The sequence below is a fragment of the Mailhella massiliensis genome (assembly GCF_900155525.1).
Classification (GTDB): Bacteria; Desulfobacterota; Desulfovibrionia; order Desulfovibrionales; family Desulfovibrionaceae; genus Mailhella; species Mailhella massiliensis.
This window is the reverse complement of record NZ_LT706940.1, coordinates 169,768-185,643: the sequence shown is the minus strand read 5'-3', so window position 1 is coordinate 185,643 and position 15,876 is coordinate 169,768. Positions and strand designations below refer to the sequence as shown.

Sequence of the window (15,876 nt, the reverse complement as noted above, 5' to 3'; positions counted from 1 at the left end):
GAACTGCCGGTATGTCCCCTCAGGAAATTTCCGGTTCCTTCTTCGTCTGCTGGCCGTAGGGAATATGGAGTTTGTCGAGCTTTGCGCGCATGGTGTTGGGTTTGAGACCGGCGAGTACCGCCGCGCCGCGCGGGCCGGAAATGCAGCCGTTGCAGAGCTGGAGGAGCCTTGTGAAGTATTCGCGCTGAAGGTCGGCGAAGGAGGGCATGGTTTTTCTGTCCTGCCAGCTTTGCGGCGTGCTTTCCTTGCCGGTGCGGAAAATGACGGCCCCGGTCTGAAGGCCCCGCACGAAGCCTTCGGTCACCACGTTGATAAGCTCCCGCACGTTGCCGGGCCAGGCGTAGTTCAGCAGCTTGTGCATTTCTCCCGCCGCAAGTACGGGTACGGGAACGCCGTAGCGTACCGCCTCCTTGTGCAGTATGCGCTGTACGAGCAGGGGAATGTCGCCGGGGCGGTTTCTGAGCGGCGGAATGTGCACCGTCACCCCCGCAAGACGGAAGTACAGGTCTTCGCGGAAGCTGCCCTGCCGCACCATGTCCTGAAGGTTCTTGTTGGTGGCGCAGACGATGCGGAAATCCACGGGTACGGGAGCGCTGCCCCCCAGTCTCTCCACGGTATGGTTCTGAATGACGCGCAGCAGCCTTGTCTGCGCGTCGAGGGGCAGTTCCCCTATTTCATCGAGAAAGATCGTGCCGCCGTTGGCCCGCTCGAAGCGTCCCTTGTAGTCCTTGAAGGCCCCGGTGAACGCGCCCTTGGTGTAGCCGAAAAGCTCGCTGTCCAGAAGCGTGGGGGCAATGCCGCCGCAGTTCACCGCAACGAAGGGCTTGTCTCTTCTGGGGGAGAGACGGTGCAGTTCCGTGGCGAAAAGGTCCTTGCCGGTCCCGGTTTCTCCGGTGAGCAGTACCGGAATGTCGAAGGGGGCGAGCATCCGTATTTCCCGAGCCACGTCCTTGAGACCCGAGTTCGCGCCCACGATGTCGGCAAAGCCGCTGATCTGCTTGCGCAGGGCGCGGTTGTTTTCCTGCGTGAGTTCCAGGATTTTTTCCATGCGCTGCTGCTGGTAGTGGAAGCGGATGATGAAATAGAGCGGCTTCCACAGTTTTTTCAGAAAATTCAGCTCGTCCTCGGAAAACTCCTTTTCGCTGGAGCAGCCGAAGTAAATGCTGCCCTGTACCTGCCCCCCGTAAAGAAAGTAGAAATACAGGCAGGGCGATTCTATCTTCACCTGACTTGTGATGATGCTGAAGAAGGCGTCCATTTCCTTGCTCGACTTGATGTAGAACACCTTGTCCGAGCTGAACTTCGCCCTGTGTTCGAAAATGCGGTTGATCTGGGCGCGCGTCGGCGTCTTGACGTTTTTGAAAAGGCGTATCCCGTCGAGAGAGATGTGGATGTGGCTGGCTTCCTGGCTTTCGTAGGGAGGAGTGTAGAAAAGGTACGTCAGCGGCAGAATGTCGGACAGATAAAGGAAAAGCGCGTTCAGGCTTTCTTCCAGAGAGTCTTCCTGAATGAGCCGCTCCACGGCGCCGAGGTAGGTTTCACATCGTTCCAATATATGGGAGCCATTATTTTCAAATTCCGAAATATGGGAAGATAATTCCGATATTTCGGACCGCTGATTTTTCATTGTTTTATAACCTCTTGATAATAAAGGAAAAATAGTATGGCACGAAATTAGCATAGAGAAAGGCGAAAAGGCAAGCCTTTTCATCCTACATCAATACTTATGGAATCCGGCCGCTCGTTTTCCCATGGCGCATGGGAAACGCCGGTTCCGGCCGGAAGCCGAACATCGGGAGGAATTCGATGAAACCACTGTACAAGGAAAAGTATCCCCATGTGTTTGCTCCGCTCACCGTCGGCAAGAAGGGGCAGGTGACCTTCAAGTACCGCATCATGGTTCCTCCCATCGGCTCCCAGGGCGATATCGTGGACTCCCATCATCGTCTGAACCGTGACGGCGTGGAATTCTATACCCACTGGGCGCGCGGCGGCGCGGCCTGCATCACCGTTCCCATGGAAATTCCGGCCAACGGCGGCCACCGCGGCGACCTTGTGCTGGATGACGAAGTGGACGGCTTCATCTACATGCACAATCTCCAGCGTCCCGTGCACATGTACGGCACCAAGACGCTGTGCGAAATCTACCATGCCGGCTGCTGTATGCTTCCCTGGCCGGGCTATGACCTCATCAGCTCCAGCGCCTTCATGTACAACGGCCGCATGACCCGCGCCATGGACAGAAAGGACATGGACGATGTCAGAAAGATGTATGTGGACGCCGCCGTCCTCGCCATGCGTTCCGGTTTCGACGGCATTCTGCTGCATTACGGCCACGGCTGGCTGATGAACAACTTCCTCTCGCCCCTGTGCAACAAGCGCACCGACGAATACGGCGGCTCCGTGGAAAACCGCTGCCGTTATCCTCTGGAAATCATCAAGGCCATCCGCGACGCCATCGGCTACGACATGATCATCGAAGTGCGTCTCAACGGCGACGACAAGAAGGAAGGCGGCATCACCCCCGACGACTGCGCGCAGCAGGCTCTGATCTTCCAGGATTATGTGGATATGATTCATGTTTCCTGCGGTACGCGCCTCGACGCTCATGCCCGCCCGAAGATGCACCCCACCTGCTTCGTGCCCGAAGCCCACAACGCCGAAGCGGCCCATACCCTGAAGAAGGCCGGCGTCAAGGTTCCCGTGGGCGTGGTGGGCGCCATAGGCAGCGCGGCCACGGCGGAAAAGCTCATTGCCGAAGGCAAGTGCGACTATGTGCTCATCGGCCGTCAGTCCGTGGCCGATCCGTACTGGTTCAACAAGGTACGCGAAGGCCGTGAAGAGGATATCCGCCCCTGCATCCGCTGCGACTACTGCCTCGACGGCGGCCGCCGCGGTTCCCTGACCACGGAAGTGAACATTTCCGATACCGCCACCTTCGACGGCCACTGCTCCGTGAACCCGCTTTACCGGCAGGGTCAGTACAAGGAATACATGCTGCGCGAAACCACGCCGAAGAAAGTGGCCGTGGTCGGCGGCGGCGTGGCCGGTATGCAGGCGGCCCTCAAGGCTGCCGAACGCGGCCATGACGTGACGCTGTTCGAGCAGGGCGACAGGCTGGGCGGTCAGCTTGCCCTGTACCCCGATCATCTGTGGTTCAAGAACCATGTGCGCGACCTGCGCGAATACTTCATCACCCAGCTTGCCAAGAGCAACGTCACGGTGCTTCTGAATACCAGGGCCACCCCGAAGCTCATTGAAGACGCCGATTTCGACGCCTGCATCGTGGCCGTGGGCGCAACGCAGAACGTGCCGTCCATTCCCGGCATCGAACACGCCACCCTGGCGTGGGACGTGTTCGGTCATGAGGACAAGGTGGGCAAAAAGGTCGTCATCGTGGGCGGCGGATCCGTGGGCTGCGAACTTTCCATTCAGCTCGCAGGCAAGGGGCATGAGGTCACCGTGGTGGAAATGACGAAGTGGCTGGCCGCCAATTCGCAGATTTCCGAACGCATGAGCCTTGAAGAGCACATGGGCCTGAACCATGTGAAGGCGCTGACCGAAACGCTCTGCGTCGGCATTTCCGACAAGGGCGTGACCGTATGCGACAAGGAAGGAAAGGAATCTCTTCTGGAAGCCGACACCGTCATCGTGAGCGCGGGTTCCCGTTCTCTCGCGGCGGAAAGGGACTCCTTTGCCGATACCGCCTTCGACGTTATCAATGTGGGCGACTGCGACAGTGTGGGCACCATCAGAACCGCCATCGAATCCGGCTGGGATGCCGCTGCCCGCCTGTAGGAACAACCTTTACCGGGAAGACGCGTATGCGTCTTCCCGCCATGGAAGCGAAGGAAGGGCGCTCCGGCGCGGCAGGCAGTCTCCGCACTGCCGGAGCGCCTTTTCCGGGTTTTACCACCGAATGTCCATTTTGCGAGAAGGAGTCCTCATGAATCTGCGTTCCGTTCTTTGTGTGGTTCTTGCCGTTACCGGTATGATGCTGTCGCCTCTGTCTTCGGATGCCAAGACCGTCTTCCGTCTGGCCAACACCGGCGGCCCCAATGACGACTATACTTACGGCTGTGAACAGTTCGCCAAGAATTTGAATGAAATCTCCAAGGGAGAATTTGAAGTGCGCGTGATGAACAACGGCGTTCTCGGCAACGACCGCGTGACCACGGAAATGGCGCAGCAGGGTTCTCTGGACTTCAGCCTCATCGGCCAGAGCCAGCTCAACCTGTTCATCAAGCCCCTTCTGGCCATGGATCTTCCCTATATGGTGGCATTTGAAAAGAACCGCCAGTTCCTCGAAGCATTCGACCCATACACTGGCCCTCTCTACAAGTATGTGGACGGCGAAGCGCAGAAGGCCGGTCTGAAGCTTGTCATGACCCTTGACACCCCTTTCAGAAGCTATGCCTTCACTCCCCGTTCCGGCGTGGAGAATCTGTCCAGCGTGCGCGGCGTCAAGGTGCGCGTGACCATGTCCCCTATTGAAAAGGCCTTTGTGAATGCCCTTGCCATGAACCCCTGCGCCGTGGGCTGGACCGAAGTGTACACCGCCCTTCAGCAGGGTACCGTGGACGGCGAAATCATCAACTTCGGCACCTTCGCTTCCTTCAATAGAGCCGAAATCGAAGACCGTTTCCTTGTTACTCGCCACAATATGGCCAAGATCTTCGTGGTCATGAACAAGGCGAAGTACGACGCCCTTACTCCCGAACAGCAGAAGATGATCCTCGACGCCGGCCGCAAGTCCCAGATGGAAGAATGGGACATGAGCCAGGAATTCGAACGCAAGGGGGAAGAATACTGCAAGCAGCACAACATCAAGCTCATCGAACTCACCGATGCGGAAAAGGCTGAGATCGTGAAGAACCTCCAGCCCCTGTATGACGAATATACCAAGAACATCGATCCTGCGTTCATCAAGCTCATCCAAGACGTACAGAAGTAATGCTCCATTACTGAAAATCTTTTCCGACCGGAGGGGTCCTCCGGTCGCATACCCGTATTTTTTCTTCAGGAGCCCGCTATGGTAACGTTTCAGAAAGTCCTGCGCTGGCTGGATGAAAGCGGCGAAAAGCCCATCATCGTCATAGCCTGCGTAGCATCATGCCTGCTTATTCCGTATCAGGTTTTCGCCCGCTATATTCTCGGCACATGGCTCAAGGTGAACGTCGATACCTCTCCCGTGGAGGAACTCGCCCTGTTTTGCCTGATATGGTGCACCTACTTTGCCGTTCCGCTCGTTATCAAACGGCGTGAAAATATTCGCATGACGGCGTTGATAGACTGGCTGGTTCCTCAGAAGTATCATAATTTTATTCTGATGTTCAACAACATCGCCACACTGGCGCTTACCGTCACCATCATGTGCTTGGCCGTGCGCCTGATCCGCCTGCAGTTCCAGTTCCCGCAGGAAACGCCTACGCTCCGCATACCGTACTGGATTCCTTACTCCGTGCTTCTCTTCGGTTTCTTTGCCCAGAGCGTTCGCGTCATTCAGGATACGCTGAAGCTTATCCGCGAAGAAGGCTGGATGAAGTTCCTCCTGTCGCTATTTTTTCTCGTCTCGGTAGCCGCGCCGGTGGTATGCTTTGAGCACAGCATCATCTTCGTGCTCATGGTTTCACTGTTTGGCGGCATGATTCTGGGCATTCCCATTGCCGTAGTACTGGGCCTTTCCGGAGCTCTCGCCGTACATGCTTCTGGCTTTCTGCAGTTGAACATCATCGCACAGACAGCCTACAACTCTTTGGATTCCTTCCCTATGCTGGCCGTTTTCTTCTTTGTGCTGGCCGGTATCTTTATGGGTAAGGGCGGGCTTTCCGGTCAGCTTATCGGCCTTGCCGACATGATGATAGGGCGCCGTACCGGCGGCTTGGCCATGGCCACGGTCATTGCATGTACCTTCTTCGGAGCCATTTCCGGTTCCGGCATCGCCACCTGCGCGGCCATCGGCATGATCACCATTCCCGCCATGGTGGAACGCGGCTATTCCAAGGCCTTCGCCGGGGCCATCGTAGCGTGCGCCAGCGCCATCGGCGTCATGATTCCCCCGAGCAATCCCTTCGTGCTTTACGGCGTCATCACCAATGTGTCCATCGGCAAGCTTTTTGTGAGCGGCATCATGCCCGGTATCATTACCTGCGTGATGCTTTGCATGACAGCATGGTATATTTCCAAAAAGAACGGTTGGAAAGGCGAGGACAAGGTCTATACTTGGGGTGAAATCGGCCGTGCCGTATGGGAAGCCCGCTGGGCGCTCATGGTGCCTGTCATTATTCTTGGCGGTATTTACGGCGGTATTATGACGCCTACGGAAGCGGCGGGCGTGGCCGCGTTGTACGGTTTCCTAGTGGGTATGTTCGTACTCAAAGGGATCACCCGCGAGAATTTCATCGAAATTCTGGTAGACAGCTCCGTCACCGCCGCCACGGTGCTTTTCCTTGTGGCCATGGCCAGCGTGTTCGGTTATGTGATGGCTATCGAGCAGGTTCCCGACGCCATCTCCGAATGGATGATGTCCATTACGTCGAACAAATTCGCCATGCTGCTCATCGTGAACATTCTTCTGCTCATTGTGGGCGCGCTCATGGAATCGGCTTCGGCCACCCTGATTCTCGCGCCCATCCTCATGCCCATGATGATAAAGCTCGGCGTGGACCCGGTGCACTTCGGCGTCATCATGGTGTGCAACCTGTCCATAGGCTTCATTACCCCGCCTGTGGGACAGAGTCTGTTCGTGGCTGCGGCCATTTCCGACGAACGAACGGAACGTATCGCAGTGGCGGCAGCTCCGCTGCTTGCGTCCATGCTTGTCATGCTGCTTATCGTTACCTATATTCCTGAAGTATCGCTTTTCCTGACGCGCTTCATGTAGTCCTTTCTTCTTGCCGCACGTGAGGGCGAGGTAAGCCTTGCAGGAGGAAAACGGCCCCGGGCTTTGCGTTGAAGCAAGGCCCGGGGCTTTCCTGGGTTCCCATAAGAACGCCCTTGCCGGATGGCGCGCCTTTGCATTCTCATAAGGAGTTTGTTTTCAGAAAAGCGGCACATGCCGGGAAGACACTCCGAAAGAAAGAAGGAATGACGTGAAAAGGTGATGAAATGAAACAGATGGTGCTGCTTCTTCCCGTCGCGGCGGGAATCATGTTCGGTTCCGTGGGCGTATTTGTACGGATCTTGACGACGCACGGCATGGATAATGCCACCATAGTGTTTTTAAGGGCGGTTTTCGCGGCGCTGGCGATGTGTTGCGTCGTTCTTGTCTGCGATGCCTCCCTGCTGAAGATACGGATAAAGGATGTCGTTCAGTTTCTGGGGACAGGCATTCTCGGCATGATGGGGCTTAACCTGTGCTATAATGTGGCCATCAACGAGCTTACGTTGTCCCTTGCCGCCGTTCTTCTAAGTACCGCGCCGTTCTTCGTTATTTTTCTTGCCGCGTTGCTGTTTCATGAGAAGATCACGCCGAAAAAAATATTCTGTCTGTGCCTTGCGGTTGCCGGTTGTGTTCTGACAAGCGGGCTGCTTGAACGGCGGACGGGGCTGAGGATTTCCTCATCGGGAGTTTTCTTCGGGCTTTTGTCTGCGTTGTTCTATGCGCTGTACGGTATCTGTTCAAGGATGGCCACGGACAGACATTATCATACCTATACGATCATCTTTTACAGCGTCGCTTTTACAGCCCTGGTGCTGCTGCCGTGGGCGGATACGGCGAAGATTGGTGAATTCGTTTCCGGCAATGCGGTGCCACACCTCTTTTTTCTTCTTCTTCATGCTCTGGTTACGTCCGTATTGCCGTATATGTTCATAACCTGGGCGCTGCTGTATGCCGAAGCGGGGAAGGTATCCATACTGGCTTCCGGCGGGGAACCGACGGGAGCGTTATGCTTCGGCGTCATGCTTTTTTCGGAAATTCCCACGGCGTCGATGCTGCTGGGGCTTGTCATCACGATTGGTGCTCTGACTTTTGTATGCTGGAATACACAAAAGAATTGATGCCGCTTCCCCTGGGGGGCATGTCAAAGGCATCTTAAACACATCCGCTTCGCAAGCGGGAATATCCGGGGATCAGGTATGAGCAACGTCATCTGCATTACCGGGGCCACCTCCGGCCTGGGGCGCGCGGCAGCGCGGCTTTTCATCGACAACGGCTGGCGTGTCGTCGGTACGGGAAGGCGCAGGGAGCGCCTCGAAAAGATGCGCGGGGAACTGGGGGTGCATTTTTTCGGTCTCTGCTTCGACATACAGAGCCGTGAAGAGACGAAGGCGGCCTTTGACGGCCTGCCGGAGGATTTTTCCGCCGTGGACGTGCTGTTCAACAACGCCGGGCTCTTTGCGGGCGATGGACGCGTGCAGGACGGGGATACGGAAGCCTGGGAAACCATGGTGAACACCAATATTCTCGGCCTTCTTTACTGCACGCGGCTGCTTTTGCCCGGTATGCTCGCCCGCGGCAGGGGGCATGTGGTCAATGTGGGGTCCGTGGCCGGAAGCCGCGCCTTTCCCACGGGCAACGTCTACGGCGCAAGCAAGGCCTTCGTGCGACACCTGTCCGACAACATGCGTTCCGACCTTCTGGGAACGCCCATACGGGTGACCTGCCTGGCTCCCGGCCGTACGCGCACGGAATTTTCTCTGGTGCACAACGCCGGAGACGCAGCGCTGGCGGAAAAGGAATACGCGACGGGCAGACCGCTGGACGCTGAAGATATCGCCCGTGCGCTGTGGTGGGTGGTGCAGTGCCCTCCGCACATGGATGTGAGCTTTATGGAGATCATGCCCACAGGACAGGCCGACGGCGGCCCCCGCTTTGCCGATGTGACCTTCTAGGGCCGAAGCGGCGTTTGTTCCTCCATCGGTCTGCTTTTGCCGCAGAAGGGGCTTGCGGCGTTTTTCCGGGAATCTGCATCACGGACTTCACCGGAAGCGTCGTGTATGATTTTTCGGGCGATGGATCCTTTTTCCCCTTGCGCTTTGCATCCGCCCGGCCCATGCGGGTGCGGAGGCAGAAAAGCCTCCCCGGAATTCTGTTCCGGGGAGGCTTTTCACAGGTATTACAGGCGTACGGGGCATGGCCCCGCTGCGGACTTAGTCGTCCTTGCGTTCGTGACGGCGTTCGCCTCTGTCACGGCGTTCGCCGCGACGTTCGTTGCGGCGGTCGCCTTCGCCGCGTTCACCGCGTTCACCGCGTTCGCGGCGGGCGGGACGGGCCGTGTCTTCAGGGTTCCATTCGATGCCCTGGGCTTCAAGCAGCACGGCCTTGCGGCTGGCACGGATGCGGTCGCCGTTGATTTCAATGACCTTGACCATCATGTCTTCGCCGAGGTGCGCCACGTCTTCCGTCTTTTCCACACGGTTGGTGTCGAGCTGGGAGATGTGCACCAGAGCTTCCAGGTTGGGCAGGATTTCCACGATGGCGCCGATGTCCATGATGCGCTTCACCTTGGCATTGTAGTTTTTGCCGAGTTCCGCGTGCTGGTCGTAGTAGAGCACCATTTCCTTGGCGGCCTGCATGGCCTGCTGGGTGGGGGCGAAGATGGTGATGCGGCCGGAATCTTCGATGTCGATGGCCGCGCCCGTGGCGGTGGTGATGGCCTTGATGTTCTTGCCGCCGGGGCCGATGATCATGCGGATGATTTCGGGATTCACGAACACTTCCTCATGCTGGGGAGCGTAGGGAGAGAGTTCGCGCACGGCGGGCATGGCCTTGGCCATGACGTCCAGAATGTGCAGACGGGCCACGCGGGCCTGTTCCATGGCGCGGGCCATCACTTCGGTGGGCAGGCCGTTGATCTTGATGTCCATCTGGATGGCGCTGATGCCTTCGGCGGTACCGGCGATCTTGAAGTCCATGTCGCCGAGGGCGTCTTCATCACCGAGAATGTCGGTAAGCACGGTGTAGGTGTCGCCGTCCTTGATGAGGCCCATGGCCACGCCGGCCACGGGAGCGCTGATCGGCACGCCTGCATCCATGAGGGAGAGGCAGCCGCCGCACACGGCGGCCATGGAGGAGGAACCGTTGGATTCCACCGTGTCGGACACCACGCGGATGGTGTAGGGGAAGCTTTCGGAAGAGGGCAGCACGGCCTTGAGGGCGCGTTCGGCAAGGTGGCCGTGGCCGATTTCGCGGCGGGACACGCGCACGGACTTCACTTCGCCCACGGTGAAGGGCGGGAAGTTGTAGTGCAGCATGAAGCGCTTGCTTTCATCACCGTTCAGCGTATCCACCTTCTGTTCGTCGGAGGAGCTGCCGAGGGTGGTGACGGCAATGGTCTTGGTTTCGCCGCGGGCAAAGATCACGGAACCGTGGGCACGGGGCAGCACCGAGGCTTCGATTTCGATGGGGCGCACGGTCTTGGTATCGCGGTTGTCGATGCGGGTGCCTTCGTTGATGACTCTCTGGCGCACGAGCTTCTTTTCAAGGTGTTCCAGCACTTCGCCGATGGCGGCCTGGGCGGCCGGATCTTCGGCATAGCGTTCGTCGGTGGCCATGAGGGCCTTCACCTTGTCCTTGACGGCCTTGCGGGCGTCCTTTCTCTGCAGCTTGTCGGTGGTGCGCAGGGCGTCTTCCATGCCGGACTTGATGGCGAGCTCTTCCACATAGGCGAAGAGTTCGGGATCATCTTCCTTGGGCGTGAATGCGCTCTTGGGCTTGCCGACCAGCTTCACCAGTTCTTCCTGAGCGTCGATGAGGGGCTGAATGGCCTTGTGGGCCCAGTTCAGGCCGTCGATGAGATCCTGTTCCTTGACGAGCTTGGCTTCGCCTTCCACCATGACCACGGCGTCGCGGGAGGCCGCGAGCACGATGTCCATGTCGGAGCGCTTGAGTTCCTCATTCGTGGGGTTCAGGATGAACTGACCGTCCACGCGGCCGAGGCGCGCGCCGGCCACGGGGCCCGCGAAGGGAATGCTGGAAATGCAGGTGGCGGCGGAAGCTGCGGTGATGCAGAGCACGTCGGGGTCGTTTTCGCCGTCGGCGGAAATGACGGTGGCGAGCACCTGCACCTCATTGCCGTAGCCCTTGGGGAAGAGCGGACGGATGGGGCGGTCGATGAGGCGGGCCACCAGGGTTTCATGATCGCTGGGGCGGCCGATTTCGCGGCGGAAGAAGTTGCCGGGGATGCGGCCGGCGGCGTACATGCGTTCGGCGTATTCCACGGTGAGGGGGAAGAAGTCCTTGGGGGTGTCGAGCTGGGCTTCGCACACGGTGACGAGAGCCACGGTGCCGCCGCACTGCACCCAGATGGCACCGTTGGCCTGACGGGCCACGCGGCCCGTTTCCAGAATGATTTCCTTGCCGCCTACGGTGGCGGAAACACGAGTGCTGTTGAGCAGACCCATAATGGTTACTCCTGGAAGGAGACTCCGTGAAGAAAGACGAAAATTTCGCCTCTGTTCGCGGATGCTCCTTCCTCGCGTTGAGGTTGGGGGCCTTCGCCCCGTTCATGCAGGATGGGGGAGCGGAATGACTTCCGCTCCCCCCTTGCTTTCGGATCCTTGTCGCGACTACTTGCGCAGGCCGAGCTTTTCGATCAGGGCACGGTAGCTCTGAATGTCGGTCTTCTTCAGGTAGTTCAGCATCTTGCGACGCTGGCCGACCAGCTTGAGCAGGCCGGTGCGGGAATGAAAGTCCTTCTTGTTGGCCTTGAAGTGGCCGGCGAGGCCGTTGATGCGGGCGGTAAGAAGGGCAATCTGAACTTCAGCGGAGCCGGTGTCGCCTTCGTGCTTGGCGAACTGGGCGATAACGGCCTGCTTCTGAGCGGAATCCATAGCCACAGCGGTATCCTCCTCTCTGGCTTCTGCCAGAGGTTAGTGGGTAAAAAGCCCCCGAAGTACTGCCCAGACAGGGCGTTGCCTGTCCATACGGGCTTCCGCCAGAGCCAGGGGCGAGCCGCCTTGCGCCGTGATGAGGGCGCGTTCGCCGGGCTGGAATTCTCCGAACTCCGGCGTGTGGGGAACGGGAATGCCGTTTCTCAGGTTCGCTTCCTGCGCGGGGCTGATGGAAAGGTTCTTCCATCCCGGCAGGGCGGCGCTGATGGGCATGATCCGTTCAGGCAGCTTTTCCGGCTCGGCGAGGATTTCGTCCAGCGTGTGGGCGACATCCAGTCCGAACGGGTGACTGTATTCCCGGGTCAGTTCCGTGAGCATGGCTCCGCACCCAAGTCGAATCCCCAAGCTGTGGGCCAGGGACCGTATGTAGGAACCGGAACTGCACGTTACCCGGAATCGTACGTCGGGCATGTTCACCCATTGAACATCGGCGTACGAAACATGTATGCGTTTCACCTTGGCGGGCACTTCCTTGCCCGCACGGGCAAGCTTGTACAAAGGCTGGCCCTGGTGCTTTGCTGCGGAATAAGGCGGAACAGGCTGTTCCGTCACCTCAAGCCAGGCCGCCACTTCTCTGCGGGCAGCCTGCTCCAGCGCTGAGCCTTCGGCGAGATCATCCTCACCGAGCGGCGTTTCGCCGACGATGGAACCTTCCGCATCCCAGGTGTCGGTGGTCACGCCGAGGCGCAGCGTGCCGCCGTAGGTCTTGACGCCGCCTTCCAGAAGATACCCGGAAAGCTTGGTGGCGTGGCCGAGGAGTACGAGCAGCACTCCCGTGGCCATGGGGTCGAGCGTGCCGGCGTGGCCGATTTTCTTCTGCCCCAGGCGTTTGATCCGCGCGATGCACTGTGCGGAGCTGAGCCCTTTGGGCTTGTTGAGTACCAGTATGCCGTGCTGTTGTTCCATGCGAAAAACGTATGTACCTTTAATTGTCGTGATAGTCCAGCCCCGGATGGGGCGTCTGCGGGAAAAGGCGCGCAGGAGGAAACGGCTCCCGGGAAGGCGGCGCTCTTCTCCCCTGCGCGGAAAAACGGGAGCCTTCAGGCTAGTTCAGAAGGGGCCTCTCCACGGGGTGGGGCGCTTCCACATGGTCTTCCACTTCCGTGCCTCTGGGCGGCGTGAAGGAGAAGTCCCCGTCGGAAACGGAGGCGTTCTTTTTCAGATTGCCAAGCTCGATGGTGTTGGTGTTGCCGTAGAAGTCCATGACCATGGCGCGGCGGATGAGGAAGGTTTCCGGATCGAGCCAGAGCTGGGCTTCGGTGAGTTCCGTGGTGGGATCCTTGGGGTAGAGCAGAAGATGGATGAGTTTTCCGTCTTCCGGAGCCTGGGCGGATTCCACGTCGAAATCGCGGGAAAGGGCGCTTTGACCGGTGACCACCTGGATGAGGGAGCGGGAGTCTTCCGCCAGCTCGCGGGAATAGCGGTAGGCGAGCTCTTCATCGGGCAGGTAGTTCCAGATTTCCTTGTCCGTCACCATGAGAAGCTCGGCATGGGGCGCGGCCGTTTCCCAGCGCACACGCAGAGGCTTCTGAAAAAGAAGGACGCCTTTGCGGTTTTCCACGACGCCGCTTTCCCTCTGCAGAAGCTGCTGCGAAAATTCGGCGCGGAAACTCTGCATGGAGGCGTAGGCGGCCTGCATTTTCTCCACCGTGGCGGATATGTCTGCGGCAAGGGCGCTCCCTGCAAGGAGGCAGAGGGCGAAAAGGGAACAGAACAGAATACGCAGAGCCTTGCTCATGTGAACCTCAGGCCTTTCCGGGAAAAGCCCGGAAGAGGCGGTAGGAAGGAGAGCGGCCCGGCCTTCCGGCCGGACCGCTCCTTCATTAAGGGCGGGCATGCCCGCCCGGCATGCTTATTCGGCCTCGTCGTCGGACTGGGTGAGTCCGTAGTTGTCGGCGAGGATGGGGCCGAAGAAGAAGCTGACGTCGCTCAGTTCCTCTTCAATGCGGAGAAGCTGGTTGTACTTGGCGATGCGGTCGGAGCGGCTGGCGGAACCGGTCTTGATCTGGCCGGAGTTGGTGCCCACCGCAAGGTCGGCGATGAAGGTGTCTTCGGTTTCGCCGGAACGGTGGGAAACGATGGTGGCGTAACCGGCGTTCTTGGCGATTTCGATGGTGTCCAGGGTTTCGGTGAGGGTGCCGATCTGGTTCACCTTGATGAGCACGGCATTGGCGAGGCCGTCTTCAATGCCTTCGGCCAGAATGTCGGGGTTGGTGACGAAGAGGTCGTCGCCGACGAGCTGGATATGATCGCCGAGGCGGTCGGTGAGCAGCTTCCAGCCTTCGCGGTCGTTTTCGGCCATGCCGTCTTCAATGGAGATGAGCGGATAGCGTTCGGTGAAGTCTTCCAGCCAGTCCACCATCTGTTCGCTGGTGAGTTCCAGGCCTTCACCGGCGATGACGTACTTGCCGTCCTTGTAGAATTCGGAAGAGGCGGCGTCGATGCCGAGGGCCACTTCCGCACCGGGAATGTAACCGGCGGCCTCAATGGCCTTGATGAGGTAGCTGAAGGCCTCGTCGTGGCTCTTCAGATTGGGGGCGAAGCCGCCCTCGTCGCCCACGGAGGTGACGTGACCGTCCTTGGCAAGGATGCTCTTCAGCGTGTGGAACACTTCCGCGCCGATGCGCAGGGCGTCGGCAAAGGTCTTGGCGCCCACGGGCATGATCATGAATTCCTGGATGTCCAGGTTGTTGGGGGCATGAGCGCCGCCGTTGATGACGTTCATCATGGGAGAGGGCATGATCTTGGCGTTCACGCCGCCGAGGTACTGATACAGGGGCAGACCGAGGTATTCGGCTGCGGCGCGGGCGGTGGCGAGGGAAACGCCGAGCATGGCGTTGGCGCCCAGGCGGGACTTGTTTTCCGTGCCGTCGAGGTCGATGAGGGTGTTGTCCACCTGCACCTGGCGCAGGGCGTCGAGGCCGACGACGGCTTCGGCGATTTCACCGTTCACATGTTCCACGGCGCGGGTCACGCCCTTGCCCTTGTAGCGGCTCTTGTCGCCGTCGCGCATTTCAAGGGCTTCGCGGCTGCCGGTGGAGGCGCCGGAAGGCACGGCCGCGCGGCCGACGTGGCCGGATTCGAGGCTGACTTCCACTTCAACAGTGGGGTTGCCGCGGGAATCGAGAATTTCGCGGGCCCATACGGAAGTGATGGTGCTGTTGTTCATTGAGGAAACTCCTTGGAGATGTGGCCGGACAGAGCCGGGTAAGAGAACGGAATGCTAGAGTGAAGCGCGCGCCCCGCCTCCGGCCCAGAGCAGCCGGAGTCCTTCCAGAATGAGGTCGGGCCGAACGACGTCGAAGGCCCGGCATATCCTTGCAAGGTCATGCGCCGCGCCGCCCGTGCCCACAACGAGGGTGGGGCCGGGCAGCTCTTCCTTCAGGCGTTCGCACAGGCCTTCCGTCATGGCGGCGAAGCCGAAGAGAAAACCGTGATTCATGCTGGTGATGGTGCTCTTTCCTATGCTTACATGGGAATCCGTCATTTCCAGAGAAATGCGCGGGAGCTTGGCGGTGTTGGCCGCAAGCGCGTTGCGGGAGGAAAAGAGCCCCGGGCAGATGAGTCCGCCGAGATAGGTGTTGCCGGAAACGCAGTCGAAGGTGGTGGCGGTGCCGAAATCCACGGAAATGAGGGAGGGCGTTTCGGGAAAGAGCTTTCTTGCCGCAAAGGCCGCGAGCAGCCGGTCGGCCCCTACTTCCTGCGGCTGATCATAACCGTTGACGAGGTCGACGGCAAAGTCGCCGGGGAAGGAGAGGGGCGTCTTTTTCAGATATCTGCGGCAGGCTTCCTGAAACAGGGTGTTCACGTCGGGTACCACGGAACAGACCACGCAGGCGGTGATGTCCGCGGCGCCGAGGCCCTGCAGGGAAAGGAGCTGCATGAGGGAGAGGCCCAGGCTGTCGGCCGTGTGCTGCGCCCTGGTGGGCAGGGAATAGGCGGCCTCCAGCGCGTCGGGGCGGGCAAAGACGAGCTTGATGCAGGTATTGCCGATGTCGGCAAGGAGAAGTTGTTCAGACATGCGCGCACCACCCGGGAAGT

12 protein-coding genes are annotated in these 15,876 nt (G+C 59.3%); 5 read left to right on the top strand and 7 right to left on the bottom strand.

Going from position 1 to position 15,876, the window contains the following annotated elements; all coding sequences use genetic code 11:
- Positions 1 to 19: 19 nt before the first annotated feature.
- The gene (locus CZ345_RS02300) at positions 20 to 1,552 is read right to left on the bottom strand and encodes a sigma-54 interaction domain-containing protein (protein WP_162274910.1); all 1,533 of its coding nucleotides are present in this window, start codon (positions 1,550 to 1,552) and stop codon (positions 20 to 22) included.
- A gap of 254 nt (positions 1,553 to 1,806) precedes the next feature.
- On the opposite strand from CZ345_RS02300, the gene CZ345_RS02295 reads away from it, so the two are divergent.
- The 5 genes from CZ345_RS02295 to CZ345_RS02275 all read left to right on the top strand — a co-directional run bounded on the left by CZ345_RS02295 (position 1,807) and on the right by CZ345_RS02275 (position 8,835).
- Positions 1,807 to 3,798: an FAD-dependent oxidoreductase gene (locus CZ345_RS02295; protein WP_077071575.1), complete on the top strand. Its 1,992-nt coding sequence runs from the start codon at positions 1,807 to 1,809 to the stop codon at positions 3,796 to 3,798.
- A gap of 148 nt (positions 3,799 to 3,946) precedes the next feature.
- On the top strand, positions 3,947 to 4,954 hold the full coding sequence (locus CZ345_RS02290) for a TRAP transporter substrate-binding protein (protein WP_077071574.1): 1,008 nt from the start codon (positions 3,947 to 3,949) through the stop codon (positions 4,952 to 4,954).
- Between the two features lie 78 nt (positions 4,955 to 5,032).
- Positions 5,033 to 6,883: a TRAP transporter large permease gene (locus tag CZ345_RS02285; protein ID WP_077071573.1), complete on the top strand. Its 1,851-nt coding sequence runs from the start codon at positions 5,033 to 5,035 to the stop codon at positions 6,881 to 6,883.
- A 224-nt stretch (positions 6,884 to 7,107) separates the two neighbouring features.
- Positions 7,108 to 8,001 carry a DMT family transporter gene (locus CZ345_RS02280; RefSeq protein ID WP_077071572.1) on the top strand — a complete coding sequence of 298 codons (894 nt, stop codon included), beginning with the start codon at positions 7,108 to 7,110 and terminating at the stop codon, positions 7,999 to 8,001.
- A 78-nt stretch (positions 8,002 to 8,079) separates the two neighbouring features.
- Positions 8,080 to 8,835 (top strand): SDR family NAD(P)-dependent oxidoreductase, encoded by a 756-nt coding sequence (locus tag CZ345_RS02275; RefSeq protein WP_077071571.1) that lies wholly within the window; start codon positions 8,080 to 8,082, stop codon positions 8,833 to 8,835.
- A 258-nt stretch (positions 8,836 to 9,093) separates the two neighbouring features.
- Here the strand turns inward: CZ345_RS02275 and pnp are convergent, their stop codons facing one another.
- The 6 genes from pnp to CZ345_RS02245 form a co-directional block, all read right to left on the bottom strand.
- Positions 9,094 to 11,349, bottom strand: coding sequence for a polyribonucleotide nucleotidyltransferase (gene pnp / locus CZ345_RS02270; RefSeq protein ID WP_204224198.1), 2,256 nt, complete (start codon positions 11,347 to 11,349; stop codon positions 9,094 to 9,096).
- A 162-nt stretch (positions 11,350 to 11,511) separates the two neighbouring features.
- Positions 11,512 to 11,775 (bottom strand): 30S ribosomal protein S15, encoded by a 264-nt coding sequence (gene rpsO, locus CZ345_RS02265; RefSeq protein WP_144277213.1) that lies wholly within the window; start codon positions 11,773 to 11,775, stop codon positions 11,512 to 11,514.
- 39 nt (positions 11,776 to 11,814) lie between these two features.
- Positions 11,815 to 12,741 carry a tRNA pseudouridine(55) synthase TruB gene (gene truB / locus CZ345_RS02260; protein ID WP_077071568.1) on the bottom strand — a complete coding sequence of 309 codons (927 nt, stop codon included), beginning with the start codon at positions 12,739 to 12,741 and terminating at the stop codon, positions 11,815 to 11,817.
- A 139-nt stretch (positions 12,742 to 12,880) separates the two neighbouring features.
- On the bottom strand, positions 12,881 to 13,573 hold the full coding sequence (gene lolA / locus CZ345_RS02255) for an outer membrane lipoprotein periplasmic chaperone LolA (protein ID WP_077071622.1): 693 nt from the start codon (positions 13,571 to 13,573) through the stop codon (positions 12,881 to 12,883).
- Positions 13,574 to 13,687: 114 nt separating this feature from the next.
- The gene (gene eno, locus CZ345_RS02250) at positions 13,688 to 15,004 is read right to left on the bottom strand and encodes a phosphopyruvate hydratase (protein ID WP_077071567.1); all 1,317 of its coding nucleotides are present in this window, start codon (positions 15,002 to 15,004) and stop codon (positions 13,688 to 13,690) included.
- Positions 15,005 to 15,058: 54 nt separating this feature from the next.
- Positions 15,059 to 15,856, bottom strand: a complete 798-nt coding sequence (locus CZ345_RS02245) for a type III pantothenate kinase (protein ID WP_077071566.1) — start codon at positions 15,854 to 15,856, stop codon at positions 15,059 to 15,061.
- Between the last annotated feature and the right edge of the window lie 20 nt (positions 15,857 to 15,876).

What these genes read in the sequence shown, in the direction of transcription:
- CZ345_RS02295 (WP_077071575.1), top strand. Translation starts at nt 1,807, where the DNA reads ATGAAACCACTGTACAAGGAAAAGTATCCCCATGTGTTTGCTCCGCTC.
- CZ345_RS02290 (WP_077071574.1), top strand. Translation starts at nt 3,947, where the DNA reads ATGAATCTGCGTTCCGTTCTTTGTGTGGTTCTTGCCGTTACCGGTATG.
- CZ345_RS02285 (WP_077071573.1), top strand. Translation starts at nt 5,033, where the DNA reads ATGGTAACGTTTCAGAAAGTCCTGCGCTGGCTGGATGAAAGCGGCGAA.
- CZ345_RS02280 (WP_077071572.1), top strand. Translation starts at nt 7,108, where the DNA reads ATGAAACAGATGGTGCTGCTTCTTCCCGTCGCGGCGGGAATCATGTTC.
- CZ345_RS02275 (WP_077071571.1), top strand. Translation starts at nt 8,080, where the DNA reads ATGAGCAACGTCATCTGCATTACCGGGGCCACCTCCGGCCTGGGGCGC.
- rpsO (WP_144277213.1), bottom strand. Translation starts at nt 11,775, where the DNA reads ATGGATTCCGCTCAGAAGCAGGCCGTTATCGCCCAGTTCGCCAAGCAC.
- truB (WP_077071568.1), bottom strand. Translation starts at nt 12,741, where the DNA reads ATGGAACAACAGCACGGCATACTGGTACTCAACAAGCCCAAAGGGCTC.
- lolA (WP_077071622.1), bottom strand. Translation starts at nt 13,573, where the DNA reads ATGAGCAAGGCTCTGCGTATTCTGTTCTGTTCCCTTTTCGCCCTCTGC.
- eno (WP_077071567.1), bottom strand. Translation starts at nt 15,004, where the DNA reads ATGAACAACAGCACCATCACTTCCGTATGGGCCCGCGAAATTCTCGAT.
- CZ345_RS02245 (WP_077071566.1), bottom strand. Translation starts at nt 15,856, where the DNA reads ATGTCTGAACAACTTCTCCTTGCCGACATCGGCAATACCTGCATCAAG.